General features: G+C 46.9%; 21 protein-coding genes and 1 riboswitch. Of the genes, 11 read left to right on the top strand and 10 right to left on the bottom strand.

Features of this window, described 5'->3' with window-relative positions; genetic code table 11:
- Positions 1-29 precede the first annotated feature (29 nt).
- A complete protein-coding gene (hldE, locus tag AAC855_RS07850; RefSeq protein ID WP_340609045.1) occupies positions 30-1454 on the top strand; it encodes a bifunctional D-glycero-beta-D-manno-heptose-7-phosphate kinase/D-glycero-beta-D-manno-heptose 1-phosphate adenylyltransferase HldE in 1425 nt (474 codons plus the stop codon).
- Positions 1455-1573: 119 nt separating this feature from the next.
- Here the strand turns inward: hldE and ubiK are convergent, their stop codons facing one another.
- On the bottom strand, positions 1574-1873 hold the full coding sequence (ubiK, locus tag AAC855_RS07845; protein WP_340609044.1) for a ubiquinone biosynthesis accessory factor UbiK: 300 nt from the start codon (positions 1871-1873) through the stop codon (positions 1574-1576).
- 295 nt (positions 1874-2168) lie between these two features.
- A riboswitch (FMN riboswitch) is annotated at positions 2169-2370 on the top strand.
- A 119-nt stretch (positions 2371-2489) separates the two neighbouring features.
- Between ubiK and ribB the strand changes: the two genes are divergently transcribed.
- Both ribB and ygiD read left to right on the top strand, forming a co-directional pair.
- Positions 2490-3143, top strand: coding sequence for a 3,4-dihydroxy-2-butanone-4-phosphate synthase (gene ribB, locus AAC855_RS07840; RefSeq protein WP_340609043.1), 654 nt, complete (start codon positions 2490-2492; stop codon positions 3141-3143).
- A 331-nt stretch (positions 3144-3474) separates the two neighbouring features.
- On the top strand, positions 3475-4251 hold the full coding sequence (gene ygiD, locus AAC855_RS07835; RefSeq protein WP_340609042.1) for a 4,5-DOPA-extradiol-dioxygenase: 777 nt from the start codon (positions 3475-3477) through the stop codon (positions 4249-4251).
- A gap of 133 nt (positions 4252-4384) precedes the next feature.
- On the opposite strand, the gene AAC855_RS07830 is transcribed toward ygiD, so the two are convergent.
- The 3 genes from AAC855_RS07830 to tolC all read right to left on the bottom strand — a co-directional run bounded on the left by AAC855_RS07830 (position 4385) and on the right by tolC (position 7795).
- Complete coding sequence (locus AAC855_RS07830; RefSeq protein WP_340609041.1) at positions 4385-5545, bottom strand: glutathionylspermidine synthase family protein; 1161 nt, start codon at positions 5543-5545, stop codon at positions 4385-4387.
- 23 nt (positions 5546-5568) lie between these two features.
- Positions 5569-6243, bottom strand: a complete 675-nt coding sequence (locus AAC855_RS07825) for a DUF1190 family protein (protein ID WP_340609114.1) — start codon at positions 6241-6243, stop codon at positions 5569-5571.
- A gap of 181 nt (positions 6244-6424) precedes the next feature.
- Complete coding sequence (gene tolC, locus AAC855_RS07820; protein ID WP_340609040.1) at positions 6425-7795, bottom strand: outer membrane channel protein TolC; 1371 nt, start codon at positions 7793-7795, stop codon at positions 6425-6427.
- A gap of 218 nt (positions 7796-8013) precedes the next feature.
- Here tolC and nudF point away from each other — a divergent pair, with 218 nt between their 5' ends.
- The 8 genes from nudF (at position 8014) to folA (ending at position 17716) form a co-directional block, all read left to right on the top strand.
- Positions 8014-8685 (top strand): ADP-ribose diphosphatase, encoded by a 672-nt coding sequence (nudF, locus tag AAC855_RS07815; protein WP_340609039.1) that lies wholly within the window; start codon positions 8014-8016, stop codon positions 8683-8685.
- Positions 8686-8791: 106 nt separating this feature from the next.
- Positions 8792-9631, top strand: a complete 840-nt coding sequence (gene cpdA, locus AAC855_RS07810) for a 3',5'-cyclic-AMP phosphodiesterase (RefSeq protein ID WP_340609038.1) — start codon at positions 8792-8794, stop codon at positions 9629-9631.
- Positions 9631-10239 carry an esterase YqiA gene (gene yqiA / locus AAC855_RS07805; protein WP_340609037.1) on the top strand — a complete coding sequence of 203 codons (609 nt, stop codon included), beginning with the start codon at positions 9631-9633 and terminating at the stop codon, positions 10237-10239. Before cpdA ends, yqiA begins: the two co-directional genes overlap by 1 nt.
- A gap of 131 nt (positions 10240-10370) precedes the next feature.
- Positions 10371-12266, top strand: coding sequence for a DNA topoisomerase IV subunit B (parE, locus tag AAC855_RS07800; RefSeq protein WP_340609036.1), 1896 nt, complete (start codon positions 10371-10373; stop codon positions 12264-12266).
- A gap of 39 nt (positions 12267-12305) precedes the next feature.
- Complete coding sequence (gene parC / locus AAC855_RS07795) at positions 12306-14561, top strand: DNA topoisomerase IV subunit A (RefSeq protein WP_340609035.1); 2256 nt, start codon at positions 12306-12308, stop codon at positions 14559-14561.
- A 77-nt stretch (positions 14562-14638) separates the two neighbouring features.
- Positions 14639-15370 carry a 1-acylglycerol-3-phosphate O-acyltransferase gene (locus tag AAC855_RS07790; protein WP_340609034.1) on the top strand — a complete coding sequence of 244 codons (732 nt, stop codon included), beginning with the start codon at positions 14639-14641 and terminating at the stop codon, positions 15368-15370.
- Between the two features lie 331 nt (positions 15371-15701).
- Positions 15702-17126, top strand: coding sequence for a cell division protein FtsP (gene ftsP / locus AAC855_RS07785; protein WP_340609033.1), 1425 nt, complete (start codon positions 15702-15704; stop codon positions 17124-17126).
- Between the two features lie 104 nt (positions 17127-17230).
- On the top strand, positions 17231-17716 hold the full coding sequence (folA, locus tag AAC855_RS07780) for a type 3 dihydrofolate reductase (RefSeq protein ID WP_340609032.1): 486 nt from the start codon (positions 17231-17233) through the stop codon (positions 17714-17716).
- 56 nt (positions 17717-17772) lie between these two features.
- Here folA and apaH read toward each other — a convergent pair whose 3' ends face one another.
- The 6 genes from apaH to lptD all read right to left on the bottom strand — a co-directional run bounded on the left by apaH (position 17773) and on the right by lptD (position 24543).
- Positions 17773-18609: a bis(5'-nucleosyl)-tetraphosphatase (symmetrical) ApaH gene (gene apaH / locus AAC855_RS07775; RefSeq protein ID WP_340609031.1), complete on the bottom strand. Its 837-nt coding sequence runs from the start codon at positions 18607-18609 to the stop codon at positions 17773-17775.
- 2 nt (positions 18610-18611) lie between these two features.
- Positions 18612-18989, bottom strand: a complete 378-nt coding sequence (gene apaG, locus AAC855_RS07770) for a Co2+/Mg2+ efflux protein ApaG (protein ID WP_340609030.1) — start codon at positions 18987-18989, stop codon at positions 18612-18614.
- Positions 18990-19024: 35 nt separating this feature from the next.
- Positions 19025-19855: a 16S rRNA (adenine(1518)-N(6)/adenine(1519)-N(6))-dimethyltransferase RsmA gene (gene rsmA, locus AAC855_RS07765; RefSeq protein ID WP_340609029.1), complete on the bottom strand. Its 831-nt coding sequence runs from the start codon at positions 19853-19855 to the stop codon at positions 19025-19027.
- Positions 19848-20846 carry a 4-hydroxythreonine-4-phosphate dehydrogenase PdxA gene (pdxA, locus tag AAC855_RS07760; RefSeq protein WP_340609028.1) on the bottom strand — a complete coding sequence of 333 codons (999 nt, stop codon included), beginning with the start codon at positions 20844-20846 and terminating at the stop codon, positions 19848-19850. Before pdxA ends, rsmA begins: the two co-directional genes overlap by 8 nt.
- Positions 20827-22125, bottom strand: coding sequence for a peptidylprolyl isomerase SurA (gene surA / locus AAC855_RS07755; protein ID WP_340609027.1), 1299 nt, complete (start codon positions 22123-22125; stop codon positions 20827-20829). Before surA ends, pdxA begins: the two co-directional genes overlap by 20 nt.
- Before the next feature lie 66 nt (positions 22126-22191).
- Positions 22192-24543: an LPS assembly protein LptD gene (lptD, locus tag AAC855_RS07750; RefSeq protein WP_340609026.1), complete on the bottom strand. Its 2352-nt coding sequence runs from the start codon at positions 24541-24543 to the stop codon at positions 22192-22194.
- Positions 24544-24634 lie beyond the last annotated feature (91 nt).

The following is a 24634-nucleotide window of genomic DNA, read 5'->3' as shown; positions in this document are numbered from 1 at the left end:
ACAATTTATTCTGATATTTGGAGCATGGGATGAACGTAGCACTCCCTGATTTTCACCGTGCAGGTGTTTTGGTTGTTGGCGATGTCATGTTAGATCGCTATTGGTACGGCCCAACCAGCCGCATTTCACCGGAAGCGCCGGTTCCTGTTGTTAAAGTTGATACTATTGAAGAGCGTCCGGGCGGAGCAGCTAACGTTGCTATGAATATCGCATCATTGGGTGCGCATTCACATTTGGTCGGGTTGACTGGTATTGATGATGCAGCCCGTGCATTAAGCGAAAAACTGAGCAGCGTGAAAGTCCGGTGTGACTTTGTTTCCGTTTCAACCCATCCGACTATTACGAAATTACGCATTCTTTCGCGTAATCAGCAACTGATCCGTCTGGATTTTGAAGAAGGGTTCCAGAACGTAGATGCGCAGCCAATGCTGGAGAAAATTCAGCAATCTCTGCCAAATATCGGTGCGTTGGTATTGTCCGATTATGCTAAAGGGGCGTTGAGTCAGGTTCAGGCAATGATTAAGCTGGCAAATGATGCTGGTGTTCCTGTTCTGATCGACCCTAAAGGCCACGACTTTGAGCGTTATCGCGGTGCAACACTGCTGACTCCGAATATGTCAGAATTTGAAGCGGTGGTGGGTCATTGCAAAGATGATGATGAACTGGTGCGCAAAGGTACGCAGTTGGTACAGGATCTGGAACTGAAAGCGCTATTAATCACCCGTTCAGAGCGTGGTATGAGTCTGCTGCGTGTCGGGCAGCCTCCTTTACATCTGCCAACTCAGGCGCAGGAAGTTTTTGATGTTACGGGTGCAGGTGACACGGTAATTGGTGTGCTGGCAACGGCAATTGCCGCAGGTAAACCACTGGCTGAAGCCTGTTATCTGGCTAATGCGGCGGCGGGAGTGGTAGTCGGTAAACTGGGAACCTCCACGGTTTCCCCGGTGGAATTGGAAAATGCCGTGCGTGGGCGCGCAGAAACAGGCTTTGGTGTGATGAATGAATCACGCCTGAAAGAAGTCGTTGAGCAGGCGCGTCAGCGTGGTGAACGTATCGTAATGACGAACGGCTGTTTCGATATTCTCCATGCCGGGCACGTTTCTTATTTGTCCAATGCCCGTAAACTGGGTGACCGCTTAATTGTGGCGGTTAACAGTGATGCTTCAACCAGACGCCTGAAAGGTGAAACGCGACCAGTGAATCCACTGGAGCAGCGAATGATTGTACTGTCTGCACTGGAATCAGTGGATTGGGTTGTTGCATTTGAAGAAGATACACCGCAGCGCCTGATTGCGGGTATTTTGCCTGATATTCTGGTTAAGGGCGGGGATTATAAGCCTGAAGAGATCGCCGGCAGTGAGGAAGTCTGGGCCGCTGGTGGTGAAGTGCAGGTGCTGAATTTTGAAGACGGGATCTCAACGACCAATATTATTAAGGCGATAAAAAGTCAGTAATTTTATCTGAGCCATAATGCCGTTATGTTTTTTGCGTAATTTAACGGATGACATAAACGGCATAGCCTGAATGCTGAATGATTGGGAGAATTGTCTTTTATTGCAATTCTCCTTATGGATTAATCAGCTTTCTTTTCGCCATTACTCTCTTCAGCAGCAATCGCTGTTTTTGGGGTTTCGAAACGTGCTTCCAGCTCATTCAGGCGCTGTTCCATACTCACCAGTTTTTCACGGGTACGCAGTAAAACCTGAGTCTGAACATCAAATTCCTCACGGTTGACGAGATCCAGCTTGCTCAACTGAGATTGCAATACAGTGCGCAATTTTTTCTCTATATCATCACCAAACTCTTTTACACCTTTCGGCATTGCATTGTGAATTTGGCGGGCAATTTGTTCAATTTTTTTCGGATCGAGCATAATGGGTATCCTTTTACTGACAGCATCGTTTATACACGTCGTCTTTCAAGCTGCCTCTTTGTTGGCTGCGTTCGCTTACCCTAGTCACATAGTTATCTATGCTCCTAGGGGTTTACTCCCTTGCCGCCGCGATGCAGCTTGAAATCCATTGTGTATAGTCACCGGGCTGTTATTAATAAAAATAATGTTGTCGCTATTTTAATACCTGTTGGCGAAAGCACAAATGATTGAGCGACAGGTTTTATATTTGGTTTTTACCAATTGCCCTGATGAAGCATTAACGTTATAGTCGAATGGTTTATCTCAGGGCAGGGTGAAAGTCCCTACCGGCGGTAAAGTGAAATTATCTTCAGGTAGTTTCATGAAGCCCGCGAGCGCTCTATTTGTCGTTATTCCGTTGTTGTTAAAAATTAAAACAACCGGGGTATAAATAGAGGTCAGCAGATCCAGTGTGACTCTGGAGCCGACGGTGATAGTCCGGATGGGAGAGAATAACAGCATCAACCGGGCGCGTGCGCTCGTCTGTTGTTTTTGTTGCTTCATTTTCAAGCAATGTCAACTCCTCAAAATCGCCCTGATTCTGGTAACCCATATACTTAAAAGAGGTTTCTTTACCATGAATCAGACGCTACTTTCTTCCTATGGCACTCCATTCCAACGTGTTGAACGCGCGATCGCAGCTTTACGTGCAGGTGGTGGGGTAATGGTACTGGATGATGAAAATCGTGAAAATGAAGGGGATATGATTTTCGTTGCCGAAACCATGACTATAGAACAAATGGCATTAACCATCCGTCATGGCAGCGGAATTGTTTGCCTCTGCATGACAGAAGAGCGCCGTCGGCAATTACAGTTGCCTATGATGGTGGAAAACAATTCCAGCCAGTATCAGACGGCTTTCACTATTACGATTGAAGCTGCACAGGGAGTGACAACAGGCGTCTCTGCCGCAGATCGTATTACAACCATTCGTGCGGCTATTGCAGATGGCGCACAGCCGGATGATCTGAATCGTCCGGGGCATGTTTTTCCGCTGCGGGCGCAGAACGGTGGGGTTTTAACCCGTCGTGGTCATACAGAAGCAACGATTGATTTGGTCAAACTCGCAGGTTTCAAACCAGCGGGTGTGTTGTGTGAGCTGACAAATGATGATGGCTCCATGGCCAGAGCACCTGAGGTGATTGAATTTGCTAAACAGCATGATATGCCAGTGGTCACAATTGAAGATTTGGTTGAATATCGCCTTAAAATGGAAAAAGCTGTCAGCTGATTCAGCACGGTGGTTTTCTTCTACTGATATCGCCTTCCATTAGCATGGAATATCTCATGGTTCTTAGTTTGTAGCTGATAAAACTAAATATTGAGCCATGATGGGTAAAAAAAGTTCGGAATAAAAGGCCGAACAGGATAGAATATATCAGTTCTTATCGCATGTACGCTTATAAGGCCGCAGCCCACACCCTGTGGCCTTTCAGTATTTTTAAAGTACCCCATCATTTTTTGATTGGCCATATTCAGGGAAGAAACATCATAATCTTGCCATAATTTTTTTGTCGCTATCCATAATCCACCATGTTTGATTTGCTGTATGAGGGACGAGAATGAGTCTCCTGAGAATACCCGCCTTGTTCATTGGTCACGGTAGTCCAATGAATGCCATTGAAGATAATTGTTATTCACGAGCTTGGTTTGAATTAGGGCAAAAATTGCCCAGACCAAGAGCCATTCTGGTAATTTCTGCGCATTGGTATATAGATGGTACTGCTGTGACGGCGATGTCTCAGCCCAGAACTATCCACGATTTTGGTAATTTCCCCCGTGAGTTGCATGAAAAACAGTACCCAGCGAAAGGTTTTCCTGAACTGGCTGTTTTGGTACAGGATATTCTTGAACCGATTGAGGTCGAAACTGATTTTGATGAGTGGGGATTGGATCATGGCTCTTGGGGAATATTAGCTAAAATGTACCCTGATGCTGATATTCCGGTGATCCAGCTGAGCATCGACCGTAATCAATCGACGGCTTTCTATTATGATATAGGTAAAAAACTATCTATGTTACGGGATGAAGGCGTTATGATCATCGGCAGCGGGAATGTTGTCCATAACCTGCCCGCCGAAGAGCTGGGTGCAGAGCCTTACCCGTGGGCACTCTCTTTTGAGCAATTTGTGCGTGAAAACCTGACGAGCATTGAAGAACCACATCCGTTACTTCATGCTTTGGACAGGGAAGATGGTAAATTATCCCACCCGACACCGGAACACTTTATGCCACTCTTCTATGTACTGGGAACATGGGATAAAAAAGAGCCAATTTCAACACCTGTTGAAGGGATTGAAGATGGCTCCTTAAGTATGCTGACAATCCAATTAGGGTAATGCCTGCCATCGTTTGAACGAACACTTTTTGGCTACGCCCAGTCACCCCAGTCACCTAGTTATCTATGTTTCTGGGGGCTTACTACTTGTTCGCTAATGCCATGCCATTCAAAATCGATTGGATATGACTGAATTAATCCAGAATGATATGTGGATAGAAGCGGGACAGATCTTGTGTGATTAATTCACGATCTTCGCGGATACAGATACCCGCAGCCTGATCGTCAACTAACCAGCTTCCTACCAGCGCATGGTTATCGCCGAATTTAGGCAGGGCATGGAATTGCTGAACAATCATACCTTCCTCCCCATAAGGGCCATCGGCACTGGCAATTTCCCGGCCATTCTCGATAATACGGATATTGGCTCCTTCACGAGAAAATAAAGGCTTAATCACGTAGCTGCCCATATCTGCCGGGCGTTCATCAGCGAAGTAAGCAGGCAACAGATTAGGGTGGTTCGGGAACATTTTCCACAGCATCGGCAACAATGCTTTGTTGGAAATAATACTCTTCCATGCTGGTTCGAGCCAACGGACTCCCGCATCAGCCAGTTTGGTTGAGAAGATTTCACGCAGCATGAATTCCCACGGATACAGCTTAAACAGATTACCGATCACTTGATCCTGTAAATCCGTAAACTGACCTTTTTCACCCAGACCGATATCTTCAATAAACAGGAATTCTGTCGGAATACCGGCTTCTGAAGCACAATCCTGCAAATACTGGATTGTGCCTCGGTCTTCTTCACTATCCCGACAACATGCCATATGCAGCAGACCAAACCCGTGTTTTTCGCGTAACTGCTCAAAACGTTCGATCAGCTTTTCCTGTAGGCTGTTGAATTGGTCTGCATTTGATGGCAGGTTGCCGGCATTGACCTGATCTTCCAGCCAGATCCACTGGAAGAATGCCGATTCATACAGTGATGTCGGGGTATCGGCGTTATTTTCCAGCAATTTTGGTGGGTTCTGACCATCGTAGGCGAAATCCAGCCGGGAATAGAGTGAAGGCTGGCTGGTGACCCATGAAGAGCGGACAAATTCCCAGCAATGCTTCGGGATCTGGAATTTTGTCAGCAGCTCTTCACTATTGACGACTTTTTCCACAACCTGCAAACACATCTGATGCAGCTCTGCGGTAGCATCTTCAATTTCTTCAATCTGATTCAGACTGAACTGATAATAGGCCTCTTCACTCCAGTAAGGCTGGTCATACATAGTATGGAAATTGAAGCCATATTCTGTTGCTTTTTCACGCCAGTCCGGGCGCTCAGTAATACTAATGCGTTTCATCTTTACTTAATACTCACTTTGACTTAACCACCCATTGAACGGGAAGAACTGGAACTTGAGCCAGCAGATGAACGCTGCATACTGGATTGTTTTGCCACCGAATCACCGAACCCGCCACGGGTAACTGTCGTTGTGGTTGCCGGTTTTGGTGCCATTGCGGTTTTTGGTACAGACATGCTACGACCGCCAGCGGTAGCCGGGCCATAACTTTTACCTGTAGCGTCAACAAATTTACCATTAGCCGGGCTGCTGGCTGATTTTGATGAGAACAGTGGCTGCGAAGGCGCAGATCTGTTACCCATCAATTGCCCCATCATATAACCCGCCATCAAAGGCATCCAGAAGCTTCCGCCACTGCTTTGTGCCTCAGCCTGACTACCGACGCCTGCTTGTGCAGGAGCCTGAGTACATTGCTGTTCACCAAATTCAGCCACGCAATCTTCACGGGTTGCATATTTTGGTGCAGTTTTTTCTGCTTCTTTCAGGGCGTTGTTATAAGCAATGGTACATTGTTCACTTTGAGAAGGATTTGCCTTGGAGCACTCATCGGCATTGGTATAAAGCGATACCGTTTCATCGTTCTGTTCACAGGCAGAAAGCATGAAAACAGCACTGACAGCGAGTGCCACAGGTGCCAGACGATATTGTTTCCACGCTTTGCGGAAACTATCGCGGTTAATCTCTTTTGTCCGTTTCATTGTCATAGGGAGCATCCATCTTAAAGGTATCAGATTAGATTAAGAGCTAATCCCACCAGTCATTCACAATGGGATGGCTCATTAGGATCTATTAAAAAATAGCCCACACAACGGCGGGCTGTTTATTGAGTATAGCGCGTTTAATATAACGTTTTTTAATCTAAAACGATAGCGCATTAATTCATCGAATTGATGGTGTTTTCATCTCTTTAATAATATTGCTGGCAGAGGTTGAAACCTGTGTTCCCAGTAAATTATTCAGTGCCACCAGATCGTCTTCGTTCAAAGTACCACGGGATTGCTGATTAACCAGTAGACTGATCAAGTACTTATATCGTGCCTGAGAAAGGTTCTTTTTGGCTTGATACAGTTTGGTGGTTGAGTCCAGCACGTCAACGATAGTACGGGTTCCTACCTGATAACCGGCTTCCATTGAGTGCAGTGAACTTTCTGCGGAGAGCACGGCTTGTTTGTTCGCTTCAATGCTACTGATAGAAGCTGCAATATCATTGGAGGAAGAACGAACATCCTGAATCACCTTACGGTAAGTATTTTCCAAATCCTGACTGCTGGAGAGGAAATCATATTTAGCCTGTTCTACCTGAGAGCTGGTTGCACCGCCGCTGTATAGTGGCACACTGAATGAAACAGTGACAGAATTATTGCCTTTATATTGATTGCCGCTGTCACTGGCACTACTGTTGTGCGTGTGGTTATTCTCAATCCCTGTACTGGCTGACAACCCGAGAGTTGGCATATAACCAGTCTGAGCATCTTTGATTTGCTCACGTTTCAAATCCTGCATCAGGCGTGCAGATAACAGGTTGAGATTGCGGGTTTCGGCTTCTTTCAGCAAGTCTTCAGCCGGTTTTGGCTTACTTGTCTTGAAATGGTCAATGTTCAATGAAGCCAGCTGTGGATAATAAACACCAGTAATCAGGCGCAATTTTTCCAATGAATTATCCAACTCGTTACGGTCAGAAACTTCTTGTGCCAGCATATAATCATACTGAGCCCGGGCGTTCTGGACGTCAGTAATGGCGGCCAGCCCGACATTGAAGCGCTGGGTTGTCTGATCCAGTTGCCGGTAGAGTGAGGATTTCTGAGCTTCACTATAGGTCAGAGCATCAATTTTGCTCAGGACATCAAAATAAGCGTTGGCGGTATCCAGAATTAATTTCTGCTGGGCTGCCTGATAGCTGATATCGGCGATCCCTGCTTTCTTTTCTGCCTGATTCAGTTTACTCCAGAAGGACATATCAAAAATGCTTTGTTTCAGTGATAAGCCTGCGCTGGTACCATGAGTTTCCTGTTTACTGTTGCGAAAACCTTTGCCATAGTTGGCCCCCGCATTCAGGCTTAATTGAGGTAGCAAAGGGCTGCGGGCGACATCAATCCCTTCAAAAACCGAATTGCGATCAGCCAGCGCCTTAAGCAATTCAGGGTTAGTTTCTTTAGCCTGTTTATAAATTTGTAACAGGTCTTCTGCGTGGCCTGAAGTACTGAAACCTACCAGATTCATAGCGATAAAAAGAGATAGCAATTTTTTCATTTGCGTTCCTTGTTGTGCAGCTATTTTGCTTAAGTTGCCTCTGCATAAAAACAATATCACAGATTCTAGCAGAGAATACTTGCAGTATAAGGTGGCTGATTGTGCCATATTGCCTTATTTTCTAGTGTGTTTGTATCTTCAAAATCAATTTATTTAGAACAATGTGAGAAAATACATTTTAATAGTAGAGAATTAAAAGATAACAAACAGGAGCTTTTATGCGCGAAGATCTTACCTCACCGCTTATTTCTACAAAATCGATAGATTCAGAAAAACCATTTACGTTTTCGAAACAAGATGTTGAAGTCATTTCCCGAAAAACACTTTATCACGGTTTTTTCAAAATGACGGAGTATCAATTCAGACACCGTCTGTTTCGTGGAGGATGGAGCGAGAATATTAAGCGTGAAGTATTTGAACGGGGTCATGCCTGCGTTTTGTTGCCTTATGATCCGGTACGCGATGAAGTTGTCCTGATTGAACAGATCCGTATTCCGGCGATAGAAACCAGCCAGACGCCATGGTTGCTGGAAGTGATTGCCGGCATGATTGAAGAAGGGGAAGATGCTGAGCAGGTTGTCCGCCGTGAAGCGATAGAGGAAGCGGGTATTGAAGTCAAACGTTGTCAGCCGGCCCTGAGTTACCTTGCAAGCCCCGGAGGAACAACAGAGCGCATGAATATTTTTGTAGGAGAGGTCAATGCTTCTACTGCCTCCGGTATTCATGGTCTGGAAGGGGAAAATGAAGATATCCGGGTATTGACTGTCAGCAGAGAGCAGGCTTATCAGTGGGTTGAAGAGGGAATTATTGATAATGCGGCTTCAGTTATTGCAATACAGTGGTTGGCATTGCACCATGAAAAACTGAAAAAAGAGTGGCTGGAAAGATAAGCTGCAATTTTGCGTTGGGAAACGTGAAGTGTGCCCCAGTCAGCAGATCTTATGTATAAAGACACGTTAGAATGACCCTCTATGATCGACAGGAAAAGGAAACCATTTGGAAAGCCTGCTTGAAATACCTGTGGCGAAAGGTGCCACAGCAAGAATATTGCAAATCACTGACATGCACCTTTTTGCCAATAAAGGTGGCTCACTGCTGGGTATCAATACCTACTGCAGTTATCATGCTGTGTTGGATGCGATCCTTGAGCAGAATATTGATATTGATTTGGTCGTTGCGACCGGCGATTTAGTTCAGGATCAGACTCCCGGTGCCTATCAGAATTTTGTTGAAGGCATTACCCGTTTGCCCGCCCCTTGTGTCTGGTTACCCGGTAATCACGATTATCAGCCTGCTATGGTTGATGTACTGGCGGCGGCGGGGATTTCACCTTCCAAGCAAATACTTATTGGCCAGCACTGGCAGCTTATCATGCTGGATAGTCAGGTACAGGGTGTTCCCCATGGTGAATTAACGGAATATCAGCTGGAGTGGATGAGTAGATGTCTGGATGAACACAGTGATCGTCAGGCGATTGTCATGCTTCATCATCATCCTGTACCATCAGGCTGTACATGGCTGGATCAGCACAGTTTACGTAATGCTCCTGCACTGGCAGAATGCCTGAAAGGTAAATCGCAGGTGAAAACAATATTGTGCGGGCACATCCATCAAGAGCTGGATGTCGTGTGGAATGGCATCCGTGTGATAGCAACACCATCAACCTGTGTGCAATTTAAGCCACATTGTACTAATTTTATGCTTGATACAGTGGCTCCGGGTTGGCGTTACCTTGAATTGCCTGTGACTGATGGCGGAGAAGCAGAATTGCAAACGCAGCTTTACAGGCTCAAGAGTAATGAATTTTGCCCGGATTTAGATTCGGACGGGTATTAATGTCAACATTACTTTACCTACATGGTTTTAACAGTTCATCCCAATCAGCAAAAGCAAATGCGCTGAAAACATGGTTGCACCAGCAGCACCCTGAAATAGAGATGCTGGTGCCACAATTACCCCCTTATCCCGAAGAAACAGCAGCCTTACTGGAAGAGATAGTGATGAGCCGCTCAGGGGAACATATCGGTTTGGTTGGTTCCTCATTAGGGGGTTATCTGGCCATCTGGCTTTCACAATGCTTTGGCTTGCCAGCCGTAGTCGTCAACCCTGCGGTTCGTCCATTCGATCTTCTTCAGGATTATCTTGGGGAAAACGTGAATCCTTATACCGAAGAGCGGTATACTCTTGAAGAAAGCCACATTCATGACCTCAAAGTAATGCATATTGACCCGCTGGAATCACCGGATCTTATCTGGTTATTGCAACAAACCGGGGACGAAGTGCTGGACTACCGTCAGGCAGTTGCTTACCTGATGCAGTGCCGACAAACCGTCGAGTCTGGTGGAAATCATGCATTTATTGGTTTCGAATACTATTTTCCTCAAATCATTGACTTCTTGGGTCTAGCCAGCGGCAATAGTAAAAAAATTGCCAAAAATAGGTAAGCGACTGGTATTATCAACAGTATCTATCCAATGGATTCCGGGTTAATGCCGTTCTGATGGCATTCCGGGATACGTAGGGTAATCAATACTGATTGGCCCTTTAATCATGAAGCAACCGACAGAATTACAACATGACTCAATCTAGTTATAACGCAGAGGCCATTGAAGTCCTCAGTGGCCTGGAGCCAGTTCGTCGCCGCCCAGGAATGTATACCGACACCGCCCGCCCGAACCATCTGGCACAGGAAGTGATCGATAATAGTGTGGACGAAGCGCTAGCTGGTCACGCGAAGCATATTCAAGTGATTCTCCACAGCGATCAGTCTCTGGAAGTGATAGATGATGGCCGTGGTATGCCGGTTGATATCCATCCTGAAGAAAAAGTATCAGCAGTTGAATTGATCCTGACCCGCCTGCATGCAGGGGGTAAATTTTCCAATAAAAACTATCAGTTCTCCGGTGGCTTGCACGGGGTTGGTATTTCGGTCGTTAATGCCCTGTCCAAACGGGTCGAAGTGACTGTTCGCCGCGACAGTCAGGTGCATCAGATCGCCTTCGAAAATGGCGATAAAGTACAGGAACTGGCTGTGATAGGCAGTTGCGGAAAACGTAACACCGGAACCAGTGTGCATTTCTGGCCGGATGAAAGCTATTTCGATACGCCTCGTTTTTCGACTTCACGTCTGGCTCATTTGCTGAAAGCAAAAGCGGTTCTGTGCCCCGGCGTTGAAATTGTTTTTAAAGATAAACTGGCCGGAACCGAGCAGAAATGGTGTTATGCCGATGGGCTGACCGACTATTTGCTGGAAGCGGTTAATGGGCTGGTGACATTACCTCAAGCCCCATTTGTGGGTACACTCAGTGGCGAAACTGAAGCTGTAGACTGGGCGCTGCTCTGGCTGCCGGAAGGCGGTGAGTTACTGGCGGAAAGCTATGTTAACCTGATCCCGACGATACAGGGTGGTACTCACGTCAATGGGTTGCGTCAGGGGTTGCTGGATGCCATGCGTGAGTTCTGTGAATTCCGCAACATTTTGCCTCGTGGCGTCAAACTTTCTGCTGACGATATCTGGGATCGCTGTGCTTATGTGTTATCCCTCAAAATGCAGGATCCACAATTTGCCGGGCAGACTAAAGAACGTCTGTCATCGCGCCAGTCTGCGGCTTTTGTTTCCGGTGTTGTCAAAGATGCATTCAGTCTGTGGCTGAACCAGCATATTCAGGAAGCAGAGCAATTAGCTGAAATGGCTATTGCCAGTGCGCAGCGCCGCATGCGCGCAGCCAAAAAAGTGGTACGTAAGAAGCTGACCAACGGCCCGGCACTGCCGGGGAAACTGGCTGACTGTACTTCACAGGATCTGAATGTCACGGAACTGTTTCTGGTGGAAGGGGACTCTGCTGGTGGCTCAGCCAAGCAGGCCCGTGACCGCGAATTTCAGGCCATTATGCCTTTGCGCGGTAAGATTCTGAATACATGGGAAGTTTCTTCGGATGAGGTATTGGCTTCGCAGGAAGTCCATGATATTTCGGTGGCAATCGGTATCGATCCTGACAGCGAAGATCTTAGCCAGCTGCGTTACGGTAAAGTCTGTATTCTGGCAGATGCGGATTCCGATGGCCTGCACATTGCAACGCTACTGTGCGCCTTATTTGTCCGCCATTTCCCGACACTGGTCAAACGTGGTCACGTTTATATGGCGATGCCGCCACTGTATCGCATCGACCTTGGCAAAGAAGTTCACTATGCACTGGATGAAGGTGAAAAGAGTGCGGTACTTGACCGCCTGAGCCGTAAGCGTGGTAAGCCGAATGTTCAGCGCTTCAAAGGGTTGGGTGAAATGAACCCGATGCAGTTGCGTGAAACTACGCTAGACCCCAATACTCGCCGTCTGGTGCAATTGACTATCAATGATGAAAATTATCAGGAAACCCTTTCCGTTATGGATATGCTTCTGGCGAAGAAACGCTCGGAAGACCGCCGTAACTGGCTGCAAGAAAAGGGTGATTCCATTGATATTGAAGTATAACGCACGATAGTCAAGACAGATTTTGAGGAAATTATTAACATGAGTGAAATAACTCACGACGGTGTGGAGCGCCAACCGCTCCACACCTTCACTGAAAACGCCTATCTGAATTATTCCATGTACGTGATCATGGACAGGGCGCTGCCTTTTATCGGTGATGGATTAAAACCCGTGCAGCGTCGTATCGTCTACGCGATGTCAGAGCTTGGGCTGAGTAGCAGTGCAAAATTCAAAAAATCTGCCCGTACTGTCGGTGATGTACTGGGTAAATATCATCCACATGGTGATAGTGCCTGTTACGAAGCGATGGTGCTGATGGCACAGCCTTTCTCTTACCGTTATCCACTGGTGGACGGTCAGGGAAACTGGGGTGCTCCGGATGATCCTAAATCTTTCGCGGCAATGCGTTATACCGAATCCCGCCTGTCTAAGTACGCAGAGTTACTGCTGAGTGAACTGGGTCACGGGACAGTAGACTGGGTACCAAACTTTGATGGCACATTGCAGGAGCCGAAAATGCTGCCTGCGCGTCTGCCAAATATCCTGCTGAACGGCACAACAGGCATTGCTGTTGGTATGGCGACGGATATACCACCTCATAACTCACGTGAAGTGGCCAATGCACTGATTGCTATACTGGATAAGCCAGAGTCTTCGCTCGATGATGTGATGGACTACGTTAAAGGCCCGGATTACCCGACAGATGCGGAAATCATTACTTCGAGAGAAGATATCCGTAAGATCTACAAAAATGGTCGTGGCTCAATACGTATGCGTGCGGTGTGGTCAAGAGAAGAGGGTAACGTGGTTATTACCGCTCTGCCACATCAGGTATCTGGTGCGAAAGTATTAGAACAGATTGCCAGCCAGATGCGCTCGAAGAAGTTGCCGATGGTTGATGATCTGCGGGATGAATCTGATCACGAAAACCCGACTCGTCTGGTCATTGTGCCTCGGACTAACCGTGTGGATGTCGAGCAGGTCATGAACCACCTGTTTGTCACAACCGATCTGGAAAAGAGCTATCGTGTTAACCTCAACATGATTGGTCTCGACAATCGCCCAAGTGTTAAAGGTCTGGTTGAAATTCTCAGTGAATGGCTGGTATTCCGTCGTGAAACAGTACGTAACCGCCTTAACCACCGTCTGGAAAAAGTGCTCAAGCGGCTGCATATTCTGGAAGGTTTGCTGGCAGCCTATCTTAACATTGATGAAGTAATCCATCTCATCCGTAGTGAAGATGAACCAAAGCCAGTGCTGATGCAGCGTTTTGGTTTAACTGAAACACAGGCGGAAGCGATTCTGGAACTGAAACTACGTCATCTGGCAAAACTGGAAGAAGTCAAAATCCGGGGTGAGCAGGCTGAACTGGCAAAAGAGCGGGACAAACTTCAGGCTATCCTTGGCTCTGAACGTAAGCTGAACACGCTGCTGAAAAAAGAGATTATTGCAGATGCGGAAAGCTATGGTGATAAGCGTCGTTCTCCGCTGAAAGAACGCTCAGAAGCGAAGGCGATGAGCGATCATGATATTCTGCCGTCAGAGCCGATTACGGTTGTTATGTCTCAAATGGGGTGGGTTCGTAGCGCGAAAGGGCATGAGATTGATCCTAGCGGTTTAAATTACAAATCGGGTGACAGCTATCGTGACGCTGTGCGTGGTAAGAGTAACCAGCCGGTCGTCTTTATTGACAGTACCGGGCGCAGTTATTCTATTGATCCTCTGGATTTACCTTCGGCCAGAGGGCAGGGAGAGCCTTTAACCGGCAAACTGGCATTACCGGCCGGAGCATCCGTTGAGCATCTGCTGATGGCGAAAGAAGATCAGAAACTCCTGATGGCATCTGATGCGGGTTACGGTTTTATCTGTACCTTCAGTGACTTAATTGCCAAGAACCGGGCAGGGAAGGCACTGATTACATTGCCACAAAATGCGAAGGTCATGTCTCCATTGGAGATCGGCAATGAACAGGATGATATGCTACTGGCGATCACCAAAGCGGGACGGATGTTGATGTTCCCTGTCGCCGATCTCCCGCAACTGTCAAAAGGTAAGGGCAATAAAATCGTTTCCATTACCTCGGCACAGGCGGCTTCGGGAGAGGATATATTGAGCTGGTTGCTGGTATTACCGCCAAAATCTTCAATCACGCTTTATTTCGGTAAGCGGAAATTACAGCTTCAGCCAGAGGAATTGCAGAAATTCCGGGCAGAAAGAGGCCGTAAAGGAACAGCACTGCCGCGTGGCTTGCAGCGTGTTGAGCGTGTAGAAATAGAAACACCTAAATCGAACTGAATATAACTTCATTTTTATATACTCAAATAACCCTGAGCAGGCCAGTACAACACTGGCCTGCCTTGCAAGAGGAAACTATGCTAACCATTATTCGTGGGATCATTGTTATTCTGTTTACTTTTCTAGTTTGTATATTTGGCGGGATTTACTGTTTATTCAGCCCCCGTGATCCACGCCATGTGATGACTTTTGGCCGGGCATTTGGCAAGCTGCACACAATATTCGGCATCAAGCTTATTGAGCGTATTCCTGAAGATGCACCACAAGTTGGCCCAAGTATCTATATCGGTAATCACCAGAACAATTTCGACATGATAACCATGTCAAACGCTGTACAGCCCCGCACGGTGACTGTAGGTAAAAAAAGTCTGGTTTTTATTCCTTTCTTCGGTCAGTTGTACTGGCTGACAGGTAATATCCTGATTGACAGACAAAACCGGACAAAAGCACACGGGACAATTTCACAAGTTGTTGAGCAAATTAAAAAGAACCGTGTTTCGGTCTGGATGTTCCCGGAGGGTACCCGTAGCCGTGGTCGTGGCTTAATGCCGTTTAAAACCGGCGCCTTCCATGCAGCCATTGCGGCCGGAGTACCGATTGTACCGGTTTGTGTTTCCTCAACTCATGGCAAAATCAAACTCAATCGCTGGAATAATGGTACGGTCATTGTTGAAATGCTGCCGCCGATTGATACCACGCAATATACAAAAGAGCGGGTTCGTGAATTGGCTGAACATTGTCATCAGGTGATGAAGGCTAAGATTGAAGCGCTGGATAAAGAAGTTGAGGAGCTTAACAAGCGCAGCTAATTTGAATTATAAATAACTTACGCTATTTTTACGCAGTACTCCTTTCTGATATGGGGATGAATTCTAACTATAAATTTAAGATAGTTTTAGAATTTATCCCCTGTTCGCGATATGATTGTCTTTTGATAAATTAACGTTTTTTATTAAACGCAATCGATAAGATATAGACCTATACCCAGTGGGTTTCAAAGCGTGTCCACAAAGACGCGGTTTGGAAGACGAAGGGTAATACTGCCACGATGTAATTTGAAATCAATCAGATATGGATAAGCACTCAATTTGGGTCGCTATTCTTTTTTTTCGTGGAGCTTATTCCTGCCGTGGAGAAAATATGTCACTGAGTCGGCGCCAATTTATTCAGGCATCTGGTCTAGCAGTATGTTTAGGAGCGCTCCCCTTTGCTGTTCAGGCTGATAAAGCCCAACAAATAGCATTACCTGTTCCCCCCTTACTGGAATCTCGCGGTGGTCAGCCCCTGTTTTTAGCTCTTCAGAGAGCCAGTTGGTCTTTTGACGGGCACAATAAGGCATCAGTGTCGGGTATCAATGGCCTTTATCTCGGGCCGACCATTCGTGTCCGTAAAGGGGATAACGTTAAACTGATATACAGTAATCGCCTGTCAGAGCCGGTTTCAATGACTGTAAGCGGGTTACAGGTACCCGGAACACTGATGGGAGGTGCATCACGCTCTATACCTTCTCACGGGAGCTGGTCTCCGGTCATTCCGATTAACCAGCCAGCAGCAACATGTTGGTATCACGCTAATACACCACACCGAATGGCGGAACAGGTTTATGCAGGGTTAGCAGGCATGTGGCTGGTGGAAGACGAAAATAGTCATCGCCTGCCTTTACCCAGACATTATGGCGTCGATGATTTTCCGGTTATTTTGCAGGATAAGCGGTTGGATAATTTTGGTACGCCCCGCTATGACAAGGTTTCTGCCAGTCAGGGATTCCTTGGGGATACACTCGTTGTAAACGGGGTAGAAAACCCGTTTATCGAAGTTGCCAAAGGGTGGATCAGGCTGCGCCTGTTAAATGCAGCCAATGCCCGCCGTTTCCAATTGCAGCTTAGTGATGGCAGGCCTTTCTACATGGTTGCGACAGATCAGGGATTATTGCCAGCGCCGGTAGCTGTTCAGACACTTTCACTGGCACCGGGAGAACGCCGTGAAGTGTTGATTGATATGTCGAAAGCAGACAGTGTTGTTATCACAGCAGGAGAATCTGCCGGCATGATTGATCGGCTGAAAGGGCTGTTTGAACCATCCAATAAATTGCGTTCAACAAATGTTCTGACGATTAAATCAGGTGGGTTGCTACCTCTGGTCACAGAAGAATTGCCTTCTCAGCTTGTAGCCGATACGACTGGCATTGATTCCTCAATCCACAACCGACAAATTGTGTTAGGGGATGAAACACAGGGCATCAATGGAGCACGACTGAATCCAAACCGAATCGACATGACCAGCCGTCAGGGAGCGTGGGAACGCTGGGTAGTGACAACATCGATTCCGCAGCCTTTCCATATCGAAGGGGCCAGATTTAAAGTTATCAACCACAACGGGGTACAACCGGAACCGCAGGATTATGGTTGGAAAGATACAGTCTGGGTGGATGGCAGAACCGAATTGTTGGTCAATATGATGCAGCCATCCTATGAACACTACCCGTTTATGTATTACAGCCAGATATTAGAATGGGCCGATCGTGGTGTGGCAGGGCAATTGGTAGTGACTCCGGCGGGGATGTAAGGAAATACGTTTCACATTGATAAGTTGCTAATCTTATCGACTGTGACTATCCCTTTCCGTATAGTGTCCGCAATTTTCATACTACTTGCCTGTAAGGTGACTTAATGAATATCAGCTTGATTGCTGCAATGGCGATGGATCGTGTTATTGGTCTGGACAATGCTATGCCGTGGACTATTCCGGGTGATTTAGCTTGGTTTAAGCGTAATACACTCGGAAAGCCGGTTGTGATGGGAAGAGTAACCTATGAATCGATTGGTCGACCTTTACCGGGGCGCCTGAACATTATCATCAGCCGTCAGCCAGGCAGCGATGATCGTGTAACCTGGGTCAGTTCTATCGAAGAAGCTCTGGTTGTGGCTGGTGATGTGGAAGAAATCATGGTGATAGGCGGAGGTAAAATTTATGAACAATTTATTCCTCTGGCCAGTCGCATGTATCTGACTCATATTGATGCAGAAGTCATCGGGGATACCCATTTTCCTGATTATGAACCCGATGAGTGGAGTTCGGTTTTCACTGAATATCATGATGCCGATGAGCGTAATTCACACAGCTACTGTTTTGAAATTCTGGAAAGACGCCAGTAATTATTTTTCTCTGTCAGGTTTGAGAAATGGAGTGTCAGAAGACCCTCCATTGAACATTACGAATCTGAATCATCTGACTGAGTAACAAATGCAGGCTGACTGAAATACTGTTTATCTTCCCAACGTAAAAGCGTCAGCTTGCCACCCCAGCAACAGCCTGTATCCAAAGCATAAATATCAGCAGGCGTGCCTTGTCCTTCCAGTGCTGCCCAGTGACCAAATGCAAGAGAATAATCCTCAGGGATTTTTCGCGGGAGTTCAAACCAGGGTTTTAATGGCGCGGGAGCATTTCCGGGCTTGGATTTGCAAATCATATCCAGTTGACCATTCGGAAAACAGTAACGCATCCGTGTCAGTACGTTGGTGCTATAACGCAGTCGTGACAATCCGCTTAATTTTGGTGACCAGCTATTGGGCATATCACCGTACATGGCATTGAGAAACAGGGGATAACTATCACTACGCAGGATCGCTTCCACTTCATGGGCACATATTTTCGCTGTTTCCAGATCCCATTGCGGAGTCAGCCCTGCATGAGCCATGACCAGCTTCAGTTCATCATCGATCTGTAATACCGGTTGTTTTCTCAGCCAATTAATCAGTTCATCGACATCAGGAGCCGTCAGCAGCTCATCCAACAGATCTTTGGGTTTATTACGGCTGATTTTGTTATACACAGCCAGTAAATGCAGGTCATGATTGCCCAGAACCAGCCTGACGGCGGACCCCAGTTGCTTAACATAGCGCAGAACCGCCAGAGAATCAGGGCCGCGGGCGACTAAATCACCTGTCAGCCACAATGTATCTCTGTCGGGATCAAAATCAACCTGCTGTAAGAGTGCAATCAGCTCGCGGTAGCAGCCGTGAATATCGCCGATAAGGTATGTAGCCATAGTTAATTTATCAGTGTTGGGATAGCCAGTCGGAATACCGGAATAGTCACCCGGAATGGATTGCCAAGATGATCAATCATCTCATAATAGCCTTCCATTGTTCCCAAAGGCGTTTCCAGAACAGTACCGCTATTGTAGCGATATTCCGCTCCGGGCGGGATCAGCGGCTGCTCGCCCATAACGCCTTCTCCATGAACTTCTGTCTGATGGCCGTTACTGTTGGTTATACGCCAGTAACGGCTGATAAGTTGCACAGGGGAATGCCCAAGATTACGAATTAATATTGTGTAGGAAAACACAAAACGTAGCCGATCCGGTTCTGACTGACTTTCTACGTAAGCGCTTTGAACTTGAATATGAACTCTTGGTTCGTTGAGCATAAATGCCTCCTTTTACTGCAACGTATGTCCGTTAATCAGACAGTTTCAGATTGAGACGATAACCAGTTTGCCATTTTACAGTATTGCTCGACTGAAATATTTTCAGCACGAGTGCCCGGATCAACACCCAAATCGGAGAGTTGTTCAGGAGAAAACAGATCACCCAGACTATTGCGGATAGTTTTGCGACGTTGATTAAATGCCTGCGTCGTGATCCTTGCCAGCATACGGATATCCTGCACAGGATGAGGTATCGACTTATAAGGCATGGCCTTATGGGGAATTAATCGCACGATAGCAGAATCGACTTTCGGTGCCGGAGTAAACGCGGTTGGCGGTACTTCCAGTACAGGCATAACATGGCAGTAATATTGCGCCATGACACTCAAACGCCCGTAGGCTTTACTGCCCGGCCCGGCAACAAGACGATTGACGACTTCTTTCTGCAACATAAAGTTCATATCAGCGACAGCATCGGTGAAGCTGAACAGATGAAACATTAATGGTGTAGAGATGTTATACGGCAGATTACCGAATACACGCAGAGGTTGCCCCAGTTCTTTGGCGATTTCACCAAAATCAACGGTCATGGCATCCTGCTGAATAATCGTCAGCTTATCTTTCAGTTTCGGGTGGACTTGCAAACGAGCAGCCAGATCACGGTCAAGTTCGACGACCGTCATTTTATCCAGACGCGCTGCAACGGGTTCGGTCAGTGCTGCCAGACCCGGCCCGATTTCCACCATAGCCTGCCCAGGCAGTGGGTTCATAGCATCGACAATGCTATCAATGACATACTGGTCGGTTAAGAAATTCTGCCCGAAGCGTTTACGGGCATGGTGCCCTTGGTGGACTTTATTATTCATTACTGTTTTGTATCATTTTAATTGCGAGATTCAATGCGGTGATAAAACTTCCCACATCAGCTTGACCTGTCCCTGCCAGCTCCAGTGCGGTGCCATGATCGACAGAGGTTCGGATGAATGGCAGCCCCAGAGTGATATTCACCGCTCTGCCAAAACCCTGGTATTTTAGCACGGGCAGCCCTTGATCGTGATACATAGAAAGCACTGCATCAGCATGATCCAGATATTTTGGCTGAAACAGAGTATCAGCCGCTAATGGCCCTTCCAGCCAGATACCTTCGGCTCTGAGGCTCTCCAGTGCCGGAATAATCACATCTATCTCTTCACGCCCCATATGACCGTTCTCACCCGCATGTGGGTTAAGACCACAGACATAGATATGAGGACGCGGAATGCCAAATTTGGTTTTCAGGTCATGATTAAGTATGGTGACCACTTCCCGCAGAGAATCAAACGTAATCGCTTTGGGAACATCCAGAATCGGTAAATGGGTTGTTGCCAGAGCGACCCGTAACTCTTCTGTTGCCAGCATCATCACAACGCGTGAACATTGGCTATGATCGGCAAAAAACTCAGTATGCCCGGTGAAGGCGATCCCGGCATCATTAATAACCCCTTTATGCACAGGGCCTGTTACCAATGCCGAAAACTCACCTCTTAAACAACCATCGCAGGCTTTAGCCAGCGTTTCTGTTACATAAGTACCATTCTCCCGATTTAATTCACCCGCGATAGCCGGAGTATGGAGAGGAACGGGGAGAATACTCAGTGTTCCGGCGGCTTGAGAATGAGATAAATGTTCCGGGGAATAAGGTTGCAATTGTAAAGGCAGGTTCAGCTGCCGTGCGCGGGAGAGCATGAGTTCAGGATCGGCACAGACAACTAATTGGACGGGCCACTCAGACTGGGCGAGGGCAATGACTAAATCCGGGCCAACCCCGGCTGGTTCGCCGGGGGTGATAATGATGGGTTTATTTTGCATCGTTGCCATCTAAAATTTTCACATAAGCTGAGGCACGTAATTCCTGCATCCAGGTCTGCGCTTCTTCATTAAATTTACGGGTAAACAGCAACTTGTAGGCCCGATCTTTCTGTGCTGCATCGGTTTTGTCAACTTTGCGGGTATCAAGCAACTGAATCAGATGCCATCCGAAAGCGGAGTGAATAGGCTGGCTGATTTCGTCTTTTTTCAGTTTAACCAGAGCATCACGGAAAGCAGGATCATAAGCACTTGGGATATTCCAGCCCAGTTCACCGCCACGCATTGCAGAACCCGGATCTTCGGAATACTCTTTTGCTGCTTTCTCGAATGTCGTTTTACCACTTAAAATCTCTTCCCGGAGCTGTCTTAATTTGTCGCGGGCCTGATCATCAGTCATCACGGGTGATGTTTTCAGCAGAATGTGGCGGGCATTGACTTCGGTGACGGCAACAGGTGCATTACTGCCACGAATATCATTCACTTTCAGGATATGGAAGCCGACACCGGAACGGATTGGGCCAATGACCTGCCCTTTCTGAGCAGACTGAAGCTGTTCAGCAAATAATGATGGCAGTTCCTGTAAGCGGTTCCAGCCCATGTTGCCGCCTTTTAAGGCTTGTGTATCGCTGGAATAAGCAATTGCCAGTTTCCCAAAATCTCCGCCTTTCTTAAGGTCAGACAAAATCTTGTTTACCGTCACTTCTGCTTTCTCTACCTGAGCATGAGTTGGGTTCTCAGGCAGAGGGATCAAGATCTGACTAACATTCAGTTCAGTATTCTGATCATTATGGCTACTGAGTTGATTCATTAAAGAATCAACTTCTTGTGGCAGAATAGAAATGCGGCGACGGACTTCGTTGTTACGCACTTCAGCAATCAGCATTTCTTTACGGATTTGATTACGATAGGTATCGAAACTCATCCCCTCCGCAGCCAGACTTTGCTTCATCTGAGCAAGGCTCATATGGTTCTGTGCTGCAATATTTTCTATGGTTGAATCCACATCCGCATCAGGAATAGTCAGCTGCATCTGCTTTGCCATTTGCAGGACGATGTCATCCATAATCAGACGCTCAAGAATTTGGTGGCGCAATGTTTTTTCATCCGGTACCTGCTGACCAGCCATTCTTGCGTTATTTTTAACGGATTCTAAGAGGTTGTTGACGTCACTTTCCAGCACGACATCATTATTAACAATGGCTGCGACCTTATTGAGTTCCTGTGGTGCTGCTATGGCAGTGTTCATTGCAAACATCAACCCGAGAATGAGCGTTCTCCAGTTCTTCATATGTTTCCCATCATATCAATCCCGCCTTGCAGCGGGGTTATTGTGTTTACATTTTGTTTATTGGTATCAGAAGGCACGCTGATAAGGCAAAATACTTTGCTGAAGCATCTTCTGGCTACCCAAACTATGATTGTTGCTTAAGCCACGGAGTTCAATATTGAGTGACCATTTATTATCATATTCACTCAGGTTGTCCTTCCAGCTTACTATCTTACGCTCGTAACCGACATTTACAGCCCAACAACAGGTACTATACTGCATACCGAGCATCTTGCTGGCGGGTTGTTTCTCTTTGGCATCGTAGTAATATGCGCCGACGACCGCCAAGCGATCAGTCAACGGCCAGCTTCCTATCACACCGACCTGAGAAATACCCTGCTGATACGCAGGAGCGTTTCTGAGGGTAGCCCGAATGTAATCACGATTAACAAAGCGATAATTCAGTTGTATCAGGCGGTCAGCATCACGGCGGTATTCCACAACCGAATTCGCCATTGAAACCTGACTCAGGCGGGTATCATACTGCACCCCGCCTTTGAAGCCCCATGATGGGTTGATGTTCCATTCAACATCACTGGCCCAGGTTGTAGACCCCGTTCTTTTGTTATTAATGGCATCAATAGGGCTTTGTGTCTGCTCCGAAGAACTCACATCTTTAACACGTGGCGCCTCAAAGTAATAAATTTGACCTATAGAGAAACTAAAACGTTCAACTAAATCTTCATCATAGATACGGGTAGTGACACCGCTCGTGAATTGATTGGCTGATGAGATACGATCCAGACCGCTGTAGAACCGATCACGGAACAAGCCGGTATAATTGGTGTGCAGCAAAGAGGAATCGTAGTCGTAGATATTATTCTGATTCTTATAGGGGACATAAAGATACTGAACCCGAGGTTCCAGTGTCTGCGTAAAACCGGGCTCAAAGTACATGGCACGTTCAAATACCATTTGCGCATCGGATTTAAACTGTGGCAGAACGCGATTAACCGATTTCTCCAAATCAGAGTTTTTTTGCGCCGCAGGAATATCTTGTTGGTAGTGGGTTGCCATCAACTTAACTTCATTGTTGAGACTTGCCCAGCCATTGGAAATCGGCAGGTTAATGGAAGGCTCCACATGCCAGCGGGTTGCATTGGGCTGATCCTTACCAACGCTGGTGAATTTGGCAAATTGCGCATAGGTACGGAAATCAAACGGCCCCAAATCATTTTTATAGTAATTCAGATCCAACTGAGGGGTAGCACGGTATGCTTTTCTGGTATCACTGGCGGTAAAGATCTGGAATTGCTTGGTGGTTAACGTTGCATTCCAGTTCTGCTGTGCATAGCCGATACTGAATTTTTGCGTGGCGTAACCATCAGTACTGGTGCCGTACTGAGAGCTGTAATCAGTAAAATAGTGCGGATCACTGACTTTGGTATAATCAGCACTGAAGCGCCAGACCTGATTCATCACTCCACCGTGGTTCAGGTAGAATAACCAGCGGCTGTTGCTATCCCGTTCAGGTCTGAGATTAAAATCTTTATCTTCTGCATACAGGCGGTCTTTCTTAATCCAATCCAATGCCACGGTGCCTGAGCCTGCTTTCGTTAAGTAACGGAACTCGTTATCGAGCTTCAGACCGCGTTTGCTGATTAAGTGTGGGGTGATGGTCGCATCGTAGTTTGCAGCAATATTCCAGTAATAAGGCAGAATGAACTGGATACCATCTTTATTGGAAAAACTGGCATTAGGGATCAAAAAACCAGAACGACGTTTATCACCAATCGGGAGTTGCAGGTAGGGAGTGTAAAATACGGGAACATTTGCGACCCTGAAGCGAGCGTTCCAAATCTCTGCAACTTCTTCCTGACGATCCAGAATGACTTCTGAGCCGATAACGCTCCAGCTATCATTACCCGGCAGACAGGAAGTAAATATGCCATTATCTAAAATGGTATAGCGGTTCTCACCGCGCAGCATCATTTTATCTGCGCTACCGCGTCCCTGACGACCTACCATCTGGTACTTACCCTGCTCCACATCGGTATCTTTTGTGGTTAAGTTAGCCCAGGCTCGTGGTCCTTTTAGAATTATCTGAGGATCATCATATCTGACATTCCCGGCAGCATGGATAGTCCGCACCGGGTCTTTAGCTTCAGTCTGCTCGACTCTGACTCTGTCGGCAGTCAGTGTTTTATTTCCTTGTTGGATATCGACATTACCGACAAACTCTACAGAAGTAGGGTATTCACCATGAGTGTCATCAGACTGAATTTGAATCGGGAGTGTATTGGGGTCCCCGGTAATAATGGGTTTGTCGTAGACAGGGATACCCAGCATACATTGTGCTGCAAGGTCAGCATGTGCTTGCTGGCTGTAAAGTGCTGCCCATACCATCGTGGCCAGCAAAGTGGGGTAACATTTATTCATAGATGCTTATGCGGTTCCATCATGAGTGGCATCATGCCGACAAACGCTGAGAGACTAACGCACTTGATAGATATGCGCCAGAGTAAAGTTA

Source organism: Xenorhabdus bharatensis, from assembly GCF_037996705.1.
GTDB lineage: Bacteria > Pseudomonadota > Gammaproteobacteria > Enterobacterales > Enterobacteriaceae > Xenorhabdus > Xenorhabdus bharatensis.
This window is presented reverse-complemented; position numbering and strand designations above follow the sequence as displayed.